The sequence below is a fragment of the Bradyrhizobium sp. B124 genome, from assembly GCF_038967635.1.
Classification (GTDB): Bacteria; Pseudomonadota; Alphaproteobacteria; order Rhizobiales; family Xanthobacteraceae; genus Bradyrhizobium.
Genome location: NZ_CP152413.1, coordinates 1,416,078 through 1,435,707, shown reverse-complemented (window position 1 = coordinate 1,435,707; position 19,630 = coordinate 1,416,078). Strand labels below are relative to the sequence as shown.

Here is a 19,630-nt window from a genome sequence, read left to right as displayed (position 1 = left end):
GTCTGGGCAGACGAGCGAAATCCTGCGCGATTCACAAATCAGGCCGGCGCCGGGTTGCGTCGGTAGAGACCCCACCGAAAAATTGATAGCTCGATCAATCCGATAGCTCCCCATCCGCGCTCTTTTCGCTGAGCGCCGGAGGGCGGTCAAGCGGTCGGGAAAATCATTTCCACCCCGATGTTAGGACCAAAATTCAATCCGAACGGATGAATTTTGATGCTGAACGACGCGGGCGGCTACGGTGCGGGCGACAAGGACGAGCGCGACGCGCCGGCCGATGCCGATCAGATTTTCGACAAGCTCCAGAAGTGGTGCAAGCGCGACTTCAACAGCAAGGGCCAGACGAAATGGCGCGGTGACGCCCGCGAGGACTTCGATTTTGAGGCCGGCGAACAGCTCACCGAGGACGACAAGAACATTCTCGCGGATGCAAAGCGACCGATCGTCATTTTCAACCGCGTCGGGCCCGTGGTCGATAGCGTCGCCGGCCAAGAGGTCGGCAACCGGCAGGAAGTTCAGTATCTACCGCGCACCGAGGGTGACGTTCAGGTCAACGAGCTGCTGACGGCCGCCGCGAAGTGGTTCCGGCAACAGTGCGACGCTGAGGACGAGGAAAGCGACGCCTTCCGCGACATGATTGTTTGCGGCATGGGCTGGACCGAAACCCTCCTGGACTACGAGGACAATCCGGAGGGCGATCCCAAGATTGAGCGGCGCGACCCGCTCGAAATGGTGTGGGACAGCGGCGCGTCCAAGCGAAACTTGCGCGACATGCGCCGGGTTTTCCACATCCGCCGCGGCGTGCCGCTGGATGAGGCCAAGGCGCTTTGCCCGGGTGATCCCGATCGGCCGTTCGAGGACGCGGATTACAACGCCTCATGGATTGATGACGTCGGCGCCAAGGACGAGGGCAAGCCGCACGAAAACGACAATCGGTTCTACAACAAGGACAGCACCGGCGACGGCGAGGACAGCGACGATGGCGTGACGCTCGTTCGCGCGCAGTGGTGGGAGCGGGTGCCGGTCTACCTGGTGTTGGATCCGACCGACCCGACCGGCGAAAAAATCCTGACGCTGGACAAGGACCAATTCGCGGACTTGAGCGCCAAGGCGAAGCTCGCCGGCGGCTCGCTGCGCTTCACCAAGTCGACGCGGAAGGTGTACCGGCAGGCTTATCTTGGCTCCGTGCTGCTCGAGATCGGCGACGCGCCCTGTGAAGGTCATTTCTCGTTCCAGTGCATGACCGGCAAGCGGGACCGGAACAAAAACACCTTCTTCGGCCTGGTTCGCGCCATGAAAGACCCGGCGCGCTGGTCGAATAAGTGGATGTCGCAGACCATGCACATCATGAACACGACCGCAAAGGGCGGCGTGGCGGTCGAGCGCGGCCAGTTCTTCGACAACGACGCGGACGGCGAGGCGTCCTGGGCGAAACAGGACACGGTGACGTTTCTCAAGCCCGGCGCACTCGGCGCGAGCCCGAAATTCGTTCAAAAGCCGACGTCTCAATTCCCGCAATCGTCGTTCGAACTGATGCAGTACGCCGTTACGTCGCTTCGTGACGTTTCGGGCGTCAACGTCGAGATCCTGGGCATGCAGAGCGCGGCCGGGCAGGCGGCGAGCCTTGATCTACAGCGCAAGCAATCGGCGCTGACCATCCTGCAACCGCTGTTTGACAGCCTGCGCCGGTACCGGAAGCAGCAGGGCCGGCTCATGCTGTACCTGATCGAGCATTATCTGTCGGACGGCCGTCTGATCAAGATCGAGGGCGAGGAGAACGCACAGTACGTGCCGCTGATCCGCCAGCAGGCGGTAGGCAACAGCTCGCAGTATGACGTCATCGTTGACGAAAGCCCGACGTCGGCGAACCAGAAAGAGGCCACCTGGGCGATGCTGCAACAGCTCTTGCCGGTCATTGGCAAGATGCTGCCGCCGGCAACCTGGCTCGCGCTGCTCAAGTATTCGCCGCTGCCGACGTCGGCGCAAAAGGCGATCTCGGACAGCATCCAGCAGTCCCAGCAGCAGCCGGACCCGGAGCAACAGAAGCGCGACGCAGATTTGAAGCTGGAGAACGACAAGGCCCAGGCCAAAATCGCCAACGACAAGGCCGCGTCGGAGGCCAAAATCCAGAACATGCGCGAGGAAACCGCCGCTTCGATCGCCCTCGAGCGCGAGAAGGCGCAGAACGACGCGCTCTTGAAGGCGTTCACGGCGCCGGCGGCGGTCGGGCCGGATGGTGCGCCGGTGCCTGGCGCGGGCGGTGGCGGCGATATCGCCGCGCTCGTCCTGGGCTTCATGCAGGAAATGCGGCGCGACATGAACACGCTCGCGACCGCGCTCAACACGCCCAAAAAGCTGATCCGCGATCCGCAGACCGGCGAAATCGTCGGCATCGCACCCGTAGGGACCAACTAAATGGCCGCTTTCAACAAGTTCAACATCTTCATGGGCGACCTCGGTAGCAAGGTGCACAACCTGACTGCCGACGCGCTCAAGATCCTGCTTACCGACGTCGCGCCCGTGGCGACCAACACCGTGAAGGCGAACTTGACGGAGATCGCCGCCGGCAATGGCTACACGGCCGGCGGTGGCGCGGCCTCGTTCACGTCCTGGACGCAGGCGGCCGGCGTCTGGAAGCTCGTCTTGCAGCCGGTCCTTTTCACGGCGACCGGCGGCAACATCGCGCAATTCCGCTATGCCGTCCTCTACAACTCGACGCCGGCCAGCGGAAACCTAATCGGATGGTGGGACTATGGCGCCGAGGTCAACTTGACCAACGGCAACAGCATCGCCGTCCAACTCGACACCACTAACGGCGTGTTCACGCTCACCTGATGGCAAGCTCTTTCCTCGACGTTTGTCGTTTCACTCCGACCGCTGGCGGGACCACGGATTGGACCTATTCGACCCCGGTCACCGGTTATCAGTCGCCGGCGGCAGCGGGTGCGGTCAATGGCGCGATCTACAGCTATCGCGCCGAAAGCGCGGACCTGTCGCAATGGGAGGTGGGTTTCGGTACCTACAGCACGTCGACCGGCGTTCTGACGCGCGGAACCGTGCTTTTCAACTCCGCTGGTACCACGGCAAAAATAAGCTTCTCAGCAGCGCCGCAAGTCGCGATTGTCGCGCTCGCGGAGGATTTGCTTTTGTTCAATGCGGGCATGCCGTCGCTGACGACTGCACAGCAAAAGCAGGCACGGCAGAACATCGGCGCCGACAGCGGCGTGTTCGCCGTTGATCGTAACGGCGTTAACCAAACGGGCTTGACAGCAGCGAGCTACAACAAAATTCAGTTCACCAACAAGGTGAAGGATGCGAACAGCTGGTTCGATGGGGTCACCAACTTTCGCTACATGCCGCAGATCGCCGGTACCTATCAAATCGGCCTTGCGGTCGGCACACTCACCGGCACCAATGGAGAGACCAGCCAAGCCTGCATCTACAAGAACGGCTCGCTGCTCAAAGTCTCGAACTACTTGAACGTATCGAGCGCAGGCGGCTGGAACACCGAGGTCGTGGCTGCGATCCCGATGAACGGCACTACCGACTACATCGAGGGCTTCATCTATATGCCGACCGGGCTCACGACGCTGCTCGGCTTGGTCGATAGGACGTTCATGTACGGCTTCCGAATCGGTGACTGATGCTCGGCTTTGATGCGATAGGGCGGCTTGCTCTCGGACAGGTCAAGCAGACCGGCCCGGTCAACATCAGTCTGCCTGCCGCAACGGGCAGCTTTGCGCTCGCCGGTGTAGCCGTCACTTTCAAACTGCTAGAGGTCGCAACGGCTGGCGGGTACGTCCTGGCCGGCGTCGCGGCCGGCGGCAAGATCACCGAAACAGCTTCGTCTGGGGCCTTTGCGCTTTCGTTGAAGGCGGCGCCCTTCAATCGGAAAATCAGCGCTGCGCCTGGCGCATTCACGTTGACCGGCTATGCCGCGAATGAACCCGTGGTCGAGGACGCAGACCCTGGCGCGTTTGTTTGGACCGGCAACGATGCACCGCTGATCCGAACCGGCTTTGACTATGAGGTCCAACAGGGCGGTATCGGCCATTACCTCGAGGAAATGGAGCGAGCGCGCCAGCTCGCGCGGATCACGCGCAATCCCGGCGTGCCGATCGACCGCCGTTCGCGGCCTCGTTTCCAGCCTATCGGGAGGCCGCTGGTCGCGCCGCCGGCGCCGGCGGTGGATATGCGCGCGGTCGAGCGCGAGCGCATGGCGGCCCAGATGGCGGCTGCGGCTGCACAGAAAAAACGGCGGGACGAAGAGGCGTTGTTACTTCTCGCTTGCTAGGCGCGGTTAACGCTTGATCCGCGCGCACGGCGTTTCCGTGTTCTCTGCGCCGGCAGCACCGGCAGAAAGCGAAACCGAATGAATTTCGAAGGGATCGAGGGCGGCGCCGGCGGCGGCGGTCCGACCATGACGGCGGACGAAGAGGCTTTTTTCTCAAGCGGTGGCGAAAAGGAAATCCCGACCGGCGATGGCGGCGGGTCCGATGCTGGCGGCGCCGCTGGCGGTGGCGAAGGCGGCGAGGGAAAGGCCGCCGGTGGTGAGGCCAAGCCCGGCGACGGCGCGCCGAAGAACGATCACGTCCCGCTCGCAACCTTCCTCGAGGAGAAGAAGGCCCGCAAGGAGCTGGCGACCCGCTACCAGGAGACCGAAAAGCAGCTCGCCGAACTGCGCGGAAAGTTCGCGATCATCGACCGGCTCAAGCTCGCCGGCGCAGATCCCGGCCCCGAGCAGCCCGCGGCGCCTCCGACGCCCGAAGAGGATATTTTCGGCGCGGTGAAGCATGTAGGCGAGACAGTCGCCCAGATGCAAAAGCGGCTCGATGACCAGGCCGCGGCCGAAAAGCAGGCCAAAGAAACCGCGACCGCTCAAACCGAATTCGTGAACCGTTACCGCAGCGATGCGGAAACGTTTCAGAAGTCGAACCCGGATTATCGAACCGCTTATGACTTCCTCCTACAGTCGCGGGCAGGCGAGTTGCAGGCGATCGGGTTCGACACTCCGGAGGCCCTGCATCAGGCTCTTATCGCGGACGAGGCCGCCATCGCGGAGATGGCGTTCGCCAAAGGAAAGAGCCCGGCGGAAATGATCTACGCGCTTGCGAAGCAGCGCGGGTACACGAAGGCCGCGGCCGATCCCTCCAAGGGCAAGGGCGCGGAAAAGCTCGACGCAATCGAGCGAGGACAGGCGGCCAACAAAAGCCTGTCCAGCGCCGGCGGCAGCGCAGGCGACGCGGACATGACCGCGGAAGCACTGATCGCGATGCCGGCGGATGAGTTCGAGGCCTGGTGCAACAAAAACCCGGCCAAGGCGAAGCGACTGTTCGGCGGTTGATACCGTTATTGAGTGAGTAAGGCCCGCGGAGCCTCAATCCGTTTTCGAGTGGCGCCCGTCATCGCGCCACGCCTCCACCGAAGGCGGGAAATCTCGGTGTTGCGCTCGATCGCGGCGGATCGCGGTCAACCCCCAACACCGAGATTAACCCTTATCGAGGCATCGAAATGTCTACGACATCTTACGGCCTGAATGACACGCTCTCCAACAAGCTTTGGGCGAAAAAGCTCAACGTCGAAGCGCTCAAGCAAACCTATTTCGGCAAGTTCATGGGCGAGGGCTCCTCGAGCATGATCCAGCTCAAGACCGATTTCGAGAAGGGCGCCGGCGACGAACTGACCATTGGCCTGCGCGTCCAGCTCAAGGGCGACGGCACCACCGAGGGTCAGACCCTACAGGGCAACGAAGAGGCGCTTTCGACCTACAACGACAAGTTCCGCATCAACGAGCTGGCTCACGCCGTCCGTGTTCGCAACAAGAATACGATCGACGCACAGCGCGTGCCCTTCAACATGCGCAGCGAGGGCAAGGACGGTCTGACCGACTGGTACGGCGATCGCTTGGATACCTGCATGGCTAACCACCTGGCCGGCAACATCCTCGCGGTGGATCCCCGATACACCGGCAACAACGCGGTGAGCGCGGCGACGAACTTTGTCCGCGCCAACGCGGCGACCGACGATGCGACGGTGAACGGCGACAACACCGCGACCATGAAGCTCAAGTATATCGAGTATTGCGTGGAGCGCGCCAAAACCATGTCGCCGATGATCCGGCCCGTCATGGTCAACGGCAAGAAGAAATACCTGATGTTCCTGCACAGCTATCAGGTGACTGATCTGCGCACGGATGCCGGTGCGGGCCAGTGGCTCGACATCCAGAAGGCGGCGCTCGCCGGCGGTGCGGGCAAGGACAGCGCCATCTATGCGGATGCGCTCGGCGAGTACCGGGACGTCATCCTGCATGAGTGGACCCGTGTTCCGGTCGGTATTTCCAATGCCGGCGCGGCGCAGACCAACGTTCGCCGCGCGGTGTTCGCCGGCGCGCAGGCTGGCGTGGTTGGCTTCGGCAAGGAGTTTTCGAAGGGCTCCCACTTCAAGTGGGTGGAAGAGCTGTTCGATTACGAGCGCGAGCTTGGCGTTTCCGCCCAGACCGTGTGGGGCATCAAGAAGTCCGTCTACAACGCCCAGGACTTCGGAACAATCGTTGTCCCGACCTACGCGGTCCAGCACAGCACCTAATGACCTGACGGCCGCGCCCTAACCGGCGCGGTCTTTGGATCTCGTCCCGTCAATTCAACGCTCTTGGAAAGGGCAATCTCCCATGACTACCGGTATTCGCGGCACAACGGCCCGCAGGAACGCTCTCCAGCTCGTTCACTATCTGCGCATCGCGGTCAACTTCAACGATGCCGGCATTGCCGCCGGCGTTGGCAAGCAGGTTCTGCCCGCCGGCGCGGTCATCATCGGTACGGATGTCAACATCGTGACCGCGTTCAACGCCGCGACCACGAACGTTCTGACGGTCGGTTCGGCGGCCGGCTCGAACGCGGACATTGTGGCCGGCGCTGACGTGACCGAAACCGCGGCCGGCCTGACCCAGAACATCAAGCCGACCGGCGCGATGCTCGTTCCCCTGGCGGCCGACACTCAGGTTTTCGCGCAGTTCACCCAGACCGGCGCCGCGGCGACCGCCGGCAAGGCAATCATCGTCATCAAGTACGTTCCGGACAACGATCTGTAAGTCGTGGACGCTTGGCTTCATATCGCGGGGGCGGCGCGGGTTCTAAACGAGCCTGCGCCGCTTCCGTCTCCTGTCACCTATCAGCGCCCGGCGGTGGACTATGGCGAGCTATTTGGACCTCCAAAACCGGATCGCGGGCGACCTGACGCGCGACGATCTGGGAAGCCAAATCAAGGACGCAATCGGCGACGCGATCAAAAACTACGAAAGTGATCGCTTCTACTTCAACGTCACGCGCTCGCTGACCTTTCCGACCGTCATTGGCCGAACGGCCTATACTGGCTCCGATCTCTCCCAAATCCCGAACATCATCCGGATTGACCACCTGTTTTTGCGGGACACGGTGTCGACCTACGATCTCGATCGCCTCGAGCCGGATGAATTCGAGTGGCTGCAGGGCAACAACACGGGGCCGGGCAAGCCTAACGTTTTCACCTATATCGACGGCCAAATCATGCTCTGGCCGATCCCGATCGCCGTCTACACGATCCGTCCGCACATGCATTATCGCTTGGCGGCGCTCTCGGCCGACACGGACAGCAACGCTTGGACGAACGACGCGGAACAGCTCATCCGCGCCCACGCGAAATTGCTGCTCTACACCAACGTCATCGAGGACACGGACGGGATGCAGCGCATGCAGCTCCAAATCCCCGCTTACAAAGGCAAGCTCGACTATGAGACCTCGGCGCGCATGTCGGCGGGCAAGATCAAGGCAACGGAGTTCTGATGCCGGTCATCCCGTTTCCCGACTACCGTCCCGATCTCAGCGACTACCAGGCGCAGACCGGCCGCAACGTGCTCAACGTGGTGCCGCGCGGCGACGGCTACGGGCCGTTTCCAAGCCTCACCGCGCTCTCGCAGGCGCTCGGCGCACAGTGCCGCGGCGCGTTCGCCGCCTATAAGACGGACGGTTCTGTTGTCGTGTTCGCGGCAACGGCGTCCGATCTCTGGCTGATGGACAACACCACCTATGGATTTTCGAAGGTGTCGCTTGCCGGCGGCCCATATGCCGCGGTCTCGGCCAACGACAATTGGCAGTTTGTCCAGTTCAACAACCTGGTGATCGCGACCCAAGCGAACGTCGTTCTGCAATATTTCGACATTTCCAGTTCGACCGCCTTCGCGAACGTGGCCGGCAATCCGCCGCAGGCGCGCTACATCGACATCGTGGGTCGGTTCGTGGTCCTGGGCGGCCTGCTGTCCAATCCGAACCGCGTGCAGTGGTCGGGCCTCAATGACGTGAACGGCCCGAATTCATGGACGCCCGGCATCAACTCGGCGGATTACCAGGATTTGGCGGACGGCGGCTTTTGCCGCGGCATCGCCGGCGGGGAAACGGGCGTCATCCTGCAAGACAACATCATCCGGCGCATGATCTACCTGCCGGGCGATCCCCGCGTGTTCCAAATCCAGAAGATCGCCGAAGGGCTCGGCGTGTATGGGCCCGGGAGCCTTGTGCGCTCTGGCTCGAGCATCTTCTTCTACTCGTTGAAGGGCTTCCACCGGATCGACCCCGGCGGGGTGCCGGTGCCGATCGGCCGCGAGCGCGTCGACCGCACGTTTTCCACCGATCTCGACGCGACGAACCCGCAGCTTTTCCAAGGCTTCGCCGATCCGCGCAGCTCGCGCGTCCTCTGGGCTTACAAGTCGGTCAACGGCGTGGTGAACCAGTTCGACAAGGCGTTGGTCTACGACCAGGTATTGGACAAATTCACGCCGCTGCAAATCTCGGGTGAGTTTCTGTTCAAGATGGCGCAGCCTGGCATCACGCTCGAGGCGGTGGATACGCTGATCGGGTCGAACCTGGATGCAATCGTCCAGTCCTTTGACAGCCTGTCGACGGTGATCGTTCCGGAGCTGGCGGCGTTCTCGACCGATCACAAGGCATCGTTTTTCCGTGGTCCGAACCTCGAGGCGACGCTTGAGACCGCCGAACAGGGGACCGATGGGCGCCGGGTCAAGCTCAAGATCGGCTTCCGGCCGGTCTCCGATGCGCCGGCGGTCTACGGCTCGGCCTCGCGCCGCGAAAACCTGCAAGCGACCGTGCAGGCCGGCGTTGAGCGGCTGGTCAATGCCGTGACGGGCATTTGCAACATGCTGGTCGACACTCGTTACAGCCGTTTCCGCTGCCGGATCCCCGCCGGCACGGTTTGGACGTTCATCAATGGGGTTGAGCCGGTCGACCTGGCCGCGAAGGGCAAGCGATGAGCGTTTTTCTCCCGGATACCAACGAGCGCGATCTGTCGAAATACGCGATTTCGCTCCAGCAATTGGCGAACGGGCGGTCAAACGCGACGGGCTCGGTGACGCTTGCCAGCGGGGCGACGTCAACGACGGTCTCGGCGATCAACTGCGCGTCCGGGAGCGCGGTTTTCCTCTTCCCACGAACTGCTAACGCCGCGGCGGCATTGTCGGGAACGTTCGTGGGGACTGCCGGCAAGCAGTCTTTCACGATCACCCACGCGAACAACGCTCAAACGGACCGCACATTCTTTTATGTCTGCCTTGGCTGATCTGATCTGCGTCCCGCCGCAGCGCGTCCATGAAATCTGGCCGCGCGTCGAGGCGATGCTTGGGCGTGCAGTGCTGCGCACCGATCTCAGCCACACGGCGGACATCGCGCGCGACGTCCTCGAGGGCGATGGGCTGCTCTGGCTGGCCTGCGACGGCGACAAGATCGAGGCCGCGGCGATTACGCTCTTGACGCGAACGGATCGGCATTTGGTCTGCCTGATTACCGCGCTCGGCGGCGAAAACCGGGAACGCTGGGTGCCGCTGCTCGAGCAAATCGAGGATTGGGCGCGGGCGGAAGGCGCCAAGCGGCTGCGCCTGATGGGTCGCGCCGGCTGGGCGCGTGTCCTCAAAGGCTATCACGTCTCGAACATCGTCATGGAAAGGGCGCTCTGATGGGCGGCAAGAGCTCCAGCACCACCACGCAATCGTCCTCGCTGTCGCCGTATGATCCGGCGTCGGGCGCGCTAAAGGGCCTTCTCGGCGGGATCTCCAATCTGGCGGGCTCGGCCGGTAGCGCCACGCCGGCGCAGAACGGCGCGCTCAACACGATCGAGGCGAACGCGAACAACAACCCGTTTGCCTCGCCGATGACGTCCGGGACGCTTGGGCTGCTCAATGGCGGCGGTGCGACGAACAACGATGCTGCGATCAAGTCGAACCTCGGGATGCTGCAAAACGGCATCGTTGGGCAGACCGCGAGCGGCGCGAATATCGGCAACAATCCGGCGCTGAAAGCCCAGCTCGACCAAATCACCACGGACGTCACCAATTCGACCAATGGGGCATGGGCCGCGGCGGGCCGCGACGGCTCGCCGGGCAACTCCCAGGCGCTCGGGCGCGGTATCGCGTCGGGCGTCGCTCCGGTGATCGCGCAGCAGTACAACACTGACACGACCAATGCGCTCAACGCCGCGAACACGCTCTACGGTGCCGGAAACACGACCTACGGCATTCTGAACGCGAACAACGCGACGGCAAACCAGAACTTCGCCAACGGCGTGGGGACGGCTGGAACGGCGCTCGATAGTCAGAATTGGGGAGCGAACGCGACGCTCGCGGCGGAAGCGCAGCGGTTCGGAATTCCGGCCTCGCAGCTCACCACGCTGCTCGGCTCGGTTGCGCCGGTTGCCGCGCAGTTCGGTACGCAAAACGGCACGTCGAACACGGAAGGCCAGATGTCGGGCGCGCAGCAGTTCGCGACGATCGCGAGCGGCATCGGCTCGCTTTGGCCGAAGGGTAATATTTCGTTCGGGGGATAGTGAATGCCTGGGCTTCTCGATTTTCTTACGGGGCAAACCGGCGCCTCGCCATTCAGCGCGCTCTATCCGTCGCCGCTGCAAGGCGAGGCGGATCAGGCGCAGCAGGCGCGCGACGTTGCCGCGTCGGTGCTCGCGCGGCGCTTTCGCGGCGGTGGCGGCTCCGCGCCTGCGCCCGATACGTTCGGCGCCGGCGCAACGCCTTTCAGCTTTGCCGGGCCCGGCTCGATGAATGTCGATCCGTCGACGCTCTCGGCGCCTCCTCCTGCGGTGGCCGCGGCGGTCGCACCTCCTGTTGCCGCGCCTGCGCCTGCCGCTGCGGCGCCTCTCACGGATGCGTCATCCGTCAACCGGCCGGGCCGCGCTCCGGACGATTACATCCCGGTCGGCAATTACCAGATGCCGGCTTTCCGGAATGGTGCGCCGGCTCCTTTGGCCGCGGAGGATGATGAGGAAAGCACGCCGCCGGCTCCCGCTACGCGCGCGCCGGTCTCCGCTGCTCCTGGCGCGCCGGCCTCGGCCCCGTTCTCGCTCGCCGGTGCTGGTGTCGGCGATCGGTTCGGAAAAGCAACGCGCGGCTTCCTCGGCAATCTCGGAAACGGTCCGATTGGCGCGCTTGCTGGCGGCCTCGGCGCTCTCATCACCGGGCAGAACACGGACCCGTCCTCGATCGCTGCGGAACAGAACAGTTTGACCGCTCAAGCCCTGCTGAAAAAGGGCGCGTCGGCGGCAGAAGTGCAGGCCGCTCGCTACAATCCCACGCTGCAAAAGGCACTGATTGACCAGTATTACGGCAAGGATAAGTGGTCCGTGGTCAAGACCGGTAAGGACGCGGACGGCAACGAAATCTACATGCAGCAAAACCAGTTGGATGGAACGCTGCGACCGATCCCCGCTGCCGCGGCGCCTGCCGGCGCGGGCTCGCCCGGGACCGTCATGGGGCCGGACGGAAAGCCGATTGCGATCCCGCCTGGCGTCGATCGCAAGACGTTCGTCAAGCGGGTATCGGAAGCGAACGCGGATGCGGCGACGGGCAAAGCCACGGAAGCGCAGGCCAAGGCCTCGTCCTTCGCTGCGCGCATGCAGCAGTCCGAGGCGATCCTCGGCGGCCTGCAAAATCAGGGCTTGAGCGCGGGGCAAAAGATCGCTGGAGAGATCCCGTTCGCCGGCAACTACCTGCAATCGACCGATTACCAGAAGTACAAAACGGCGGCCTCGGCGTTCATCACCGCCATGCTGCGGCAGGAGAGCGGCGCGGCGATCAACAAAAGCGAGTTCGACCGCTACGAAAAGGAAATGTTCCCGCAGCCTGGCGACGCGCCGGCCGTAGTGCAGCAGAAAGCGCAGATGCGCGCGGCGGCCATCCAGCAAATGCAGCGCGCGGCCGGGCCTGGCTACAAGCCGCCGTCTGCGGCTGCGCCGGCGGCGAGCGGCAAGACTTCAAGCGGCGTTTCCTGGAGCGTGAACTAAATGGCTGTTCTCACGATCGGCGATAAATCGGTGACGGTCGGCGATGAGTTCTTGAAGCTCTCGCCGGACCAGCAAAACACGACCGTTGAGGAAATCGCTTCCTCGATCGGCGCGAAGGCGCCGGCGCCGGCCGAACCGCCGGCGGCTCCGGTCACGCTCAACAATGTCGCGCGCTCGGCCGCAACCGGCGTTCCGATCGTCGGCGGCGCGCTGAACAAGCTCGACGCGGCGACGAATGCCGCGCTCGCGCCGCTCCTCAATCGGTTTTTTGCCCCTGACGATCAGTTGCAGGGCGAAACGTTTCATGACCGTTACGAGAATTCGCTGCGCCAGCAGGAAGGCGCTGACAAGAAATTCGCGGCTGAACATCCGATCGTTGACACGGCGGCGCAGCTTGCTGGCGGCGTCGCCTCGATGGCGCCCGCGGTCATGGCGGCTCCGAAGGCTTTCGGCGTCACGGGCACCATGCGCGAGATGGTGCGCAATGGCGCGCTCTCGGGCGCTGCGCTGTCCGGTGCTGATGCGGCGGTGCGCGGCGAGGATATCGGCCCGGCGGCGGCTGTTGGCGGCGTCATCGGCGGTGCTGCGGGCCCGGTCGGTAAGGGCGTCGGCAAGGTGGTTGCCGCGGTCGCCGATCGCTTCAACCCGGCCGCGGCGACGCTTCGCAACGTCGTCAACGTCGGCGGCGTCGATGTGCCGCTTTCGCAGTCCCAAATCACGCAAAATCCGGCGCTCTCGGCCGAGGAACAGGTTTTGCTTCGCGGTGGTCGCGGTGAACCCGCCCAGGCGCGCGCGCAGTCGTTCAAGGAGCTTCAAGACGAGCGGGTAGGGCAGGCGGGTGACCAAATCGCCGCCGGCCTCGATCCGACCGGGACCGCGGCGCGCACCACGCCGAACGAGGCCGCGGAGCGGATCGCTGCCGAATTGATCGCGCAGGAACAGGTGCAGCAAGCGGCGGCGGCCGGCGTTCATGCCGGCCCGATGTCGCCGGCGCAGCAGGGCGCCGATATGGCGCGCTCTCTGGCGCCTGACGGGCAGTTGCGCGCGGCCTCACCGATCGACGCGGGCGAAGTGCTCTCCGATCGCTTCGCGGCGGCGCGCGATGCGGCAAAAGCGGACTATCGCGGGAAGTATGCGGCGGTCGATGCGGCGCCTGGCGAGTTCGCGCCGGGCTCGGCCGGCGGGTTCGGAAACGACGTTCAACAGGGCTTGCGCTCGGCGGCGGTCTCGCTCGATCAGACCAACACGCCGAAGGCGCTGAACGCGCTTCGCGTCATTGATGAGCATTTGAACGGGGTGGCGCCGGGCCAGCCTCGCGAATTGCCGGGCGGCTCGGCGACGCACGCGCAGGACGTCGCGGACATTCGCGCGAAGTTCGGCGATGACGTCGCGGCGGCATATGATCGGCAGAAGGCCGCGGCCGCGCCGCCGGCTGCGCCTGCTCCCGCGGCGCCGAAGGCACAAAGCCTGCTCGAATTCATCGCGTCCAAGGGCGGCTTGGGGCCTGATGCTGAACTGGCGGCGATTGGCGGCGAGGGTCACACCGTCAACGTCGAGGGCGTCGGGCGCCGCAAGCTGGTTCGGCAAGGCGGCTGGCCGCTCGACTACGCGCGCGAGGCGGCGGAAGAGGCCGGTTATCTCCGCGGAAACCACACCGGAACGTCGACGGTCAACGATCTTCTCGACGCGATCGACGCGGAAATGCGCGGCCAAAAGCGCTTTCCGGAGGGTTTCGAGGGGCACGTTGGCAAGCGCGAGGGTGCCGCGCGCTCGGAGCGCGAACAGCACGAATTTGACGCGCACATGCGCGGCCTCGAGGACGATCTAGCCGCCGCCGGTCATGGTGAATTGGGTCCGGAGGTCAAGAGCCGCGCCATTCGCCTGATGGCTGACGAAGGCATGGGCGCCGATGACGCGGTAGAGCACGCCCTGCACCGCCTCGAGCAAGAGGACGCGGCGCGCGCGGCGGTGCACGGCTCTGACTTCCCCGGCGATCGGGCGCCGGCCGCTGCGGCGCCGGCCGCCGGCTCGGGCTTCACCATGCGCGACGTCGAACACGTCCGAAAGCAGATTTCGACGCTGTACGGCGACGCGCGCCGCGCCATGCTCGGCGGTGGCTCGGGCTCGGATCTTCACGCGCTCGAGCACATCCGCGACCAATTCGACGCGCGGGTAGAAAAGATGCTCGCGGAAGGCAAGTTCTCCGGTGATGGCCCGGCTGTCCTGAAAATGCAGCAAGAGGCGCGCGCGGCGTTCGCCGACTACAAGGCGAAATTCGCAAAGCGCGGCCCTGGCGACACGATCGGCGCGGCGGTTGAGAAGATCCTTGGCCGGTTCTCCGATACGCGCGCAACGCCGGACGAGGTTGTCAAGCTGGCCTATGGCTCGGCGAGCTCGCCGGGCGGTCAAATGCCGGTGCAGATTGCCCAGCGGATTGAAAGCATTTTCGGCCGTAACTCGGCGGAATTCGGCGCCTATAAGCAGGGTCTTTTCGCGCATCTGCGGGCGGGCGAACCGGAAGTCGCTGCGGAGCGTATTCGGACATTCCTCGAGGGCAAGGGCCGCTTGCTTGCGCAAACGGTGCTGTCGCCGGCGGAACGTGCTTCGCTCGGCCGCTATGCGGATCGGCTCGCCGGCCTCGCGCCGAAACCGAACGAGCCCGGTGCTGTTGCTGCGGTCCTGCGGCGCTACGCTGGCACCGATGGCGCGCCGCCGGCCTCGTCCAACAAGATCATAAACGATCTGATGGGCGCGACCGGCAAGGGTAACGGCGTCAACGCGCCGCTGATCGCCTCGGCGCTGAAACAGCGGCTTTCGCCGGAAGGGTGGACGTCGCTGCGTCAGGGCGTGTGGGAAAAGCTCACGAATGCGGGCGAGGGCAAGATCCAGTACGAGGCGCAAGCCCTCTCGCAACGGCTGCATGAGTTCTTGAACGGCGCGGGCTCGCAGCTCGCCGGCGTGCTCTATTCCGAACAGGAACGCGCGCTGATGAAGCAGCTTGCGGCCGTCTATAAGCAGATGATCCCGGTCAAGGGCACCACCAACCCGTCAGGGACGGCGCCGATGCTGGCGCGGATCGCAAACGGCGCGCGCTCGTCGCTCCTGCCGCTGCTCGGCTTCAACACCGCGGGGCTTCCTGGCGCGGCCGTCGCACTCGGCGTCGACAAGGGCTTGAGCCGGGTCGCGAACGCCAACCAGGCCCGCAAGGCAACGGAGCTATTTTTCGGCGATCAGCCGCGGCGCGCGGTCGATCCGCGATTTGCAACGGGCGCCGGCATTCTCGGGCGCGGCCTGTTGTCGATCGAGGATCAGCAGCGGCGGCGCTCTTCGCGGTGATCGTACCAGGAGGCGGCGGCGTACATGAGCGCAAGGGTCACTAACCCGCCGATGATACCGAACTCTCCGACGATGCCCTTAGCGGCAAGCCGGATGCCTTCCATTGCGACGGCGAAGAGAACGACACAGGCAAGAATTCGGGTGCGCAAATGAACCTCGTTGATCAGATTGTGGGTGTGGAAAGCGGCGGGGACGCGAACGCAAGAAACGCGAACTCTTCCGCGGCGGGGCCGGGGCAATTCATTGACGGCACCTGGCTCGACATGCTGGCCAAGCACAGGCCGGATATCACCGGCTCACGTGACGAATTGCTTGCGCTCAAGACCGATCCGGCCCTCTCTCGCGAAATGACGGCGGCTTACGCCGCTGACAATGGCGGGATTCTAAAGGGCGCCGGGCTTCCTGTCACGCCCGGAACGCAATACCTCGCACATTTCGCCGGGCCTCAAGGTGCGGTCGGGATCTTGAGCGCCGATCCGTCAACGCCGGCCGGCGCCGTGCTCGGTGCCAAGGTGGTCAAGGCGAACCCGTTCGTCGCCAACATGTCGGCTGGCGATCTCGCCGCCTGGGCGGACCGGAAGATGGGCGGGAAGGGCTCGGCCGCGCCCATGTCGATCGCCGGGCCGGCCGCGGCCGCGGCGCCGGCGGCTGCTCCTGCTGGCGCGAGCGCGTCCGCTACTGCACCAGCGCAGCCGGCGTCGCCTGCGGTGCAAATCACCGGCTCGGGCGGCGGCGCGCCAGCCATGAATCTGGCGCAGCTCACGGCGGTCCCACAAGGCACAAATTTCTTGCCGGCACGCCCTAACGTCTACGGCCTAAAGCTCGCGCCGTTTTCGTTGAGGGGATGAAGGAATGACGTTTTGGAAGTGGAGTAAGACCGCCGGTGCGAACGCGACGGCTGACAGCACTTGCCCGTTTCCGGAAGGTATGGCGCCTTCGGCGTTGAATGACGGCACGCGCGGCATGATGGCCGCCGCGGCGAAATATCGCGACGACATTTCGGGCGCGATCGTCACCACAGGGTCGGCAACGGCCTACGTGATTTCGAGCAACCAGGGCTTTGACACGCTGGCGCACATGGACGGCGCAATGATCGCGTTTACGCCCCATGCGACCAACACGGCCGGTCCGGTGACGCTCAACGTTGATGGGCTCGGGGTGCAGCCATTGCGGACCGCACCCGGTGCGGAGCTGCTTTCTGGCGTTCTCATTCAAGGGACGCCCTACGTTGCTTTCTATCGGAACGCGGACAATGCATTCTATTTGCGGGGTCTCTACGGCAACCCGTACAATGTGCCGCTCGCCGCCGGCATGGACTACTGGGGCTTCTCGACCCCGAATAGTTCATTCGCTTTCCCGGTGGGGCAAGCGATCTCAAGAACCACCTATTCAGCGCTTTTCGCGATGGTTGGGACTACATTCGGTGTTGGGGATGGATCGACCACCTTCAACTTGCCCGACAAGCGCGGGCGCGCTTCTGTTGCGGCTGATGGTGGCGCTGGACGGATCAGCGGTGCCGCTTTTAATTATGTCGGTCTTAGCGGCGTTGGCGGTTCGCAGACGCAGACACTCAACACGTCAAATCTTCCGCCCTATACGCCGGCGGGCAGCGTTTCTGCATCTGGCACAATCACGACGCTCGTAGCATCGGCGATCAGTCAAGGCAGCGCCAGTGGCGTGCAGGTTGCGCAGCCGCCGGGCTCGGTAAACAACCAAGGGGCATTCACCGCAGGCTTGAACGTTTCCGCAGGTTTCTCGGGCTCGCCACAGGGCGGCAGTAGCCAGCCATTTGCGACGGTGCAACCGTCGATCGTCTGCAACTATATCATGCGGATTATCTAGCTGATTAGATCCGCGATTGCGGCGGCGATCACCGGCGTCCATGCGGCATAGCCGGCGGCGTTCAAATGGACGTCGTTCGGGAATGTCGACCCGGCCGGAATGTCGATGGCGAGGAAGCGGATGCCTTCGCTCTTGGCCGCCGCTTCGATCTCGGCGTTCTTTTCGGCGGCTTCGGCCTGCGGCGTCACGCCGATGGCGAGAAGGGTTGCGGAGGTGCCTTTCAGCTTGCGCAACAGGGAGCGGTAGCGAGCGCCGATCGTCCCCGCTGCGTTGTTCGTGCCAAGCTCAACGACGATCACGGACGGCTTGCGATCATCCAGCAGTGAGAGTGCAACCGCATCGAAGTCATCGACCGTTGCGCCGCCGATCCCGGCGTTAACGACCGGGCGCCCGTTGATTGTCTCGGGCAAGCGCGCCATTTCCGTGATGCTGTCGCCCATGAACACGATAGGGCGATCCAAGCCGCTCAGAGCGTACCGGATCATTGTTTTCCGGACGTCCTGATGGTCATGGAAGCTGTGCCGGGTGACTTCACCAAACCGTGTTCGCATGCGCTGGAGTTCTGAAAAGCTCGCGCCGAAGGCGACGAACAGAACGGCGGATAACAACCAGGGCAGGGCACGCTTCATTTCCCGATCTGCGTAGCACCACAACCCATGATTGACAATATTTGGCAACGCCACAGCAGCATTTAGTAACCCCGTACCGGTCGCCGAAACATCCACTAACCGCGCCGCGGTAGCCCTTTTCGAGAACGCAATTCCTTTCGGGAACGGGTGCCATGTGAAGCTCGTCAGCAACATCAATGCATATCGCCGCCGGCATGGTCGGCGCATCGCGATTGAACAGGCCGTGTTCTGGAGCGCCGTGGGTGGCCTCCTGCTGATCTGGCCGCACCTCTCCGAAGCCCTTCCTTCCGGAACCTACATCGTCGGCGGCGTCCTGCTGTCTGTCGCGAACGGGGTTGCGGTTTACCTCAAGCGCCCGGGGGCTCAGTAATGGCTGTTGCGCGAAAACGTGTCGTCGGATTGTCTGCGGCGGCCGCCGCCCTGGCTGGCGTGCTGATCTCCCATTGGGAGGGCATGAACCTCGTTGCGAAGCACCTGCCGTTTGATCCGCCTGGCGTGATCACGGTGTGCGGTGGCATCACGAACTACGATTGGCCGTGGCTCAAGGTCGGCGACGTCTACACGAAGGCCCAATGTCAGGAGGCGCTTTCCACGGTCGGGCAGCGCTATGCGAGCGACGTTGCGACTGAGTGTCTCCCGGAACTGTCCACCTATCCGCCGCACCGTCAGGCTTCGATTGCGTCGTTCGCGGTCAATCTCGGCAAGGGGAAAATCTGCGGGACGTCGATCGGCCGCGATCTGCGCGAAGGCCGCGTCAAGCAGGCGTGCGACGCGATGGTGAAGTACGTAAACGCCAACGGCACCTTCCTCCAAGGCCTCTACAACCGCCGGACCGATGCCATGTGGGGCGAACGTCCGTGGTGTCTCCGGGAGGATTGACCCTTGCTCGGCGATTTCTTCTGGGACGTTGCAACGTCGTATTTCGCGCTCGGGCTCGACGGCCTCGTTTTCGTCGTGGCTTTCGTCATCGGGCATTTCCCGCTGCTGCGCTACTCGGCGCAGCTCGCGCCCTACGTCAACGTTGCCCGGCTCGTCTCCGTCCTGGTCGCCGCGCTCCTGTTCTTCATGATCGGCTTTCGCGTCTCGGATGAGCGCGAAGTGGCGAAAAGCCTGCGGGCAACCCTCGCGGCGCGCGATTTCGACTTGGAAAATTCACGCAAAGCACGCGCTGATGAGGCTGCGCGAGCCGACGCAATCGCCGAAGGGGCACAGGCACAATATGCAGCCGACGTTGAATATATCGGGCAGCTTGAGGCTGACGATCGTTGCAAGTTTGATCCTTTTGGCAGGGTGCGCGAGCGCGCCGCGCGAGGATCTTCCGCCCCCGCGGGAAGTGCAGCGCCAGCTTCCAGCGGCGCCCGATAAGCTCGCGAAAGTCCCGCCGGTGCCGTACCTCGATACGCGATGCCGTTTCCCCTGGCGTGGGGTCGCGGGCTGCAAGGACAAGGACGCGCGCGCGATGCTCGAGCTAACGACCTCTTACGCAATCGAGC

Annotated in this window: 21 protein-coding genes; 19 read left to right on the top strand and 2 right to left on the bottom strand. The window is 64.0% G+C overall.

All coding sequences use genetic code 11. From position 1 onward, the window contains the following. The first annotated feature begins 216 nt into the window (after nt 1–216). From AAFG13_RS06645 to AAFG13_RS06580, 14 genes are all read left to right on the top strand, one after another. Nucleotides 217–2,415, top strand: a complete 2,199-nt coding sequence (locus AAFG13_RS06645; RefSeq protein WP_342711515.1) for a phage portal protein — start codon at nt 217–219, stop codon at nt 2,413–2,415. After that, entirely contained in the window at nt 2,416–2,835 is a 420-nt protein-coding gene (locus tag AAFG13_RS06640; protein ID WP_342711514.1) for a hypothetical protein, read from the top strand. Continuing rightward, nucleotides 2,835–3,644 carry a hypothetical protein gene (locus tag AAFG13_RS06635; protein WP_342711513.1) on the top strand — a complete coding sequence of 270 codons (810 nt, stop codon included), beginning with the start codon at nt 2,835–2,837 and terminating at the stop codon, nt 3,642–3,644. Before AAFG13_RS06640 ends, AAFG13_RS06635 begins: the two co-directional genes overlap by 1 nt. Beyond that, the gene (locus AAFG13_RS06630; RefSeq protein WP_342711512.1) at nt 3,644–4,294 is read left to right on the top strand and encodes a hypothetical protein; all 651 of its coding nucleotides are present in this window, start codon (nt 3,644–3,646) and stop codon (nt 4,292–4,294) included. Before AAFG13_RS06635 ends, AAFG13_RS06630 begins: the two co-directional genes overlap by 1 nt. A 126-nt stretch (nt 4,295–4,420) precedes the next feature. Next, complete coding sequence (locus AAFG13_RS06625; RefSeq protein ID WP_342711511.1) at nt 4,421–5,344, top strand: hypothetical protein; 924 nt, start codon at nt 4,421–4,423, stop codon at nt 5,342–5,344. Between the two features lie 167 nt (nt 5,345–5,511). After that, nucleotides 5,512–6,585: a N4-gp56 family major capsid protein gene (locus AAFG13_RS06620; protein ID WP_342711510.1), complete on the top strand. Its 1,074-nt coding sequence runs from the start codon at nt 5,512–5,514 to the stop codon at nt 6,583–6,585. A gap of 34 nt (nt 6,586–6,619) precedes the next feature. Beyond that, nucleotides 6,620–7,087 (top strand): hypothetical protein, encoded by a 468-nt coding sequence (locus tag AAFG13_RS06615; protein ID WP_342711509.1) that lies wholly within the window; start codon nt 6,620–6,622, stop codon nt 7,085–7,087. Between the two features lie 100 nt (nt 7,088–7,187). Continuing rightward, nucleotides 7,188–7,817, top strand: coding sequence for a hypothetical protein (locus tag AAFG13_RS06610; protein WP_342711508.1), 630 nt, complete (start codon nt 7,188–7,190; stop codon nt 7,815–7,817). Nucleotides 7,818–8,044: 227 nt separating this feature from the next. Further along, nucleotides 8,045–9,298, top strand: coding sequence for a hypothetical protein (locus AAFG13_RS06605; protein WP_342711507.1), 1,254 nt, complete (start codon nt 8,045–8,047; stop codon nt 9,296–9,298). Continuing rightward, complete coding sequence (locus tag AAFG13_RS06600) at nt 9,295–9,603, top strand: hypothetical protein (RefSeq protein ID WP_342711506.1); 309 nt, start codon at nt 9,295–9,297, stop codon at nt 9,601–9,603. The genes AAFG13_RS06605 and AAFG13_RS06600 overlap by 4 nt, the downstream gene beginning before the upstream one ends. Then, nucleotides 9,587–9,997: a hypothetical protein gene (locus AAFG13_RS06595; protein ID WP_342711505.1), complete on the top strand. Its 411-nt coding sequence runs from the start codon at nt 9,587–9,589 to the stop codon at nt 9,995–9,997. Before AAFG13_RS06600 ends, AAFG13_RS06595 begins: the two co-directional genes overlap by 17 nt. Next, nucleotides 9,997–10,863, top strand: coding sequence for a tail fiber domain-containing protein (locus AAFG13_RS06590; RefSeq protein ID WP_342711504.1), 867 nt, complete (start codon nt 9,997–9,999; stop codon nt 10,861–10,863). Before AAFG13_RS06595 ends, AAFG13_RS06590 begins: the two co-directional genes overlap by 1 nt. Before the next feature lie 126 nt (nt 10,864–10,989). After that, a complete protein-coding gene (locus AAFG13_RS06585; RefSeq protein WP_342711503.1) occupies nt 10,990–12,330 on the top strand; it encodes a hypothetical protein in 1,341 nt (446 codons plus the stop codon). Further along, a complete protein-coding gene (locus AAFG13_RS06580) occupies nt 12,331–15,666 on the top strand; it encodes a hypothetical protein (protein ID WP_342711502.1) in 3,336 nt (1,111 codons plus the stop codon). Here the strand turns inward: AAFG13_RS06580 and AAFG13_RS06575 are convergent. Then, nucleotides 15,639–15,815, bottom strand: coding sequence for a hypothetical protein (locus tag AAFG13_RS06575; protein ID WP_342711501.1), 177 nt, complete (start codon nt 15,813–15,815; stop codon nt 15,639–15,641). The genes AAFG13_RS06580 and AAFG13_RS06575 overlap by 28 nt on opposite strands. On the opposite strand from AAFG13_RS06575, the gene AAFG13_RS06570 reads away from it, so the two are divergent. Then, a complete protein-coding gene (locus AAFG13_RS06570) occupies nt 15,816–16,514 on the top strand; it encodes a hypothetical protein (protein WP_342711500.1) in 699 nt (232 codons plus the stop codon). A 4-nt stretch (nt 16,515–16,518) separates the two neighbouring features. Next, nucleotides 16,519–17,508 (top strand): tail fiber protein, encoded by a 990-nt coding sequence (locus AAFG13_RS06565; protein ID WP_342711499.1) that lies wholly within the window; start codon nt 16,519–16,521, stop codon nt 17,506–17,508. Here the strand turns inward: AAFG13_RS06565 and AAFG13_RS06560 are convergent. Then, complete coding sequence (locus AAFG13_RS06560; protein ID WP_342711498.1) at nt 17,505–18,311, bottom strand: GDSL-type esterase/lipase family protein; 807 nt, start codon at nt 18,309–18,311, stop codon at nt 17,505–17,507. The genes AAFG13_RS06565 and AAFG13_RS06560 overlap by 4 nt on opposite strands. Between AAFG13_RS06560 and AAFG13_RS06555 the strand changes: the two genes are divergently transcribed. From AAFG13_RS06555 to AAFG13_RS06545, 3 genes are read left to right on the top strand one after another with little or no spacing between them, the layout of a single operon-like run. Next, complete coding sequence (locus AAFG13_RS06555; RefSeq protein WP_342711497.1) at nt 18,292–18,507, top strand: hypothetical protein; 216 nt, start codon at nt 18,292–18,294, stop codon at nt 18,505–18,507. The genes AAFG13_RS06560 and AAFG13_RS06555 overlap by 20 nt on opposite strands. After that, nucleotides 18,507–19,016 carry a glycoside hydrolase family protein gene (locus tag AAFG13_RS06550; protein ID WP_342711496.1) on the top strand — a complete coding sequence of 170 codons (510 nt, stop codon included), beginning with the start codon at nt 18,507–18,509 and terminating at the stop codon, nt 19,014–19,016. The genes AAFG13_RS06555 and AAFG13_RS06550 overlap by 1 nt, the downstream gene beginning before the upstream one ends. A 3-nt stretch (nt 19,017–19,019) precedes the next feature. Then, the gene (locus tag AAFG13_RS06545; RefSeq protein WP_342711495.1) at nt 19,020–19,502 is read left to right on the top strand and encodes a hypothetical protein; all 483 of its coding nucleotides are present in this window, start codon (nt 19,020–19,022) and stop codon (nt 19,500–19,502) included. Nucleotides 19,503–19,630 lie beyond the last annotated feature (128 nt).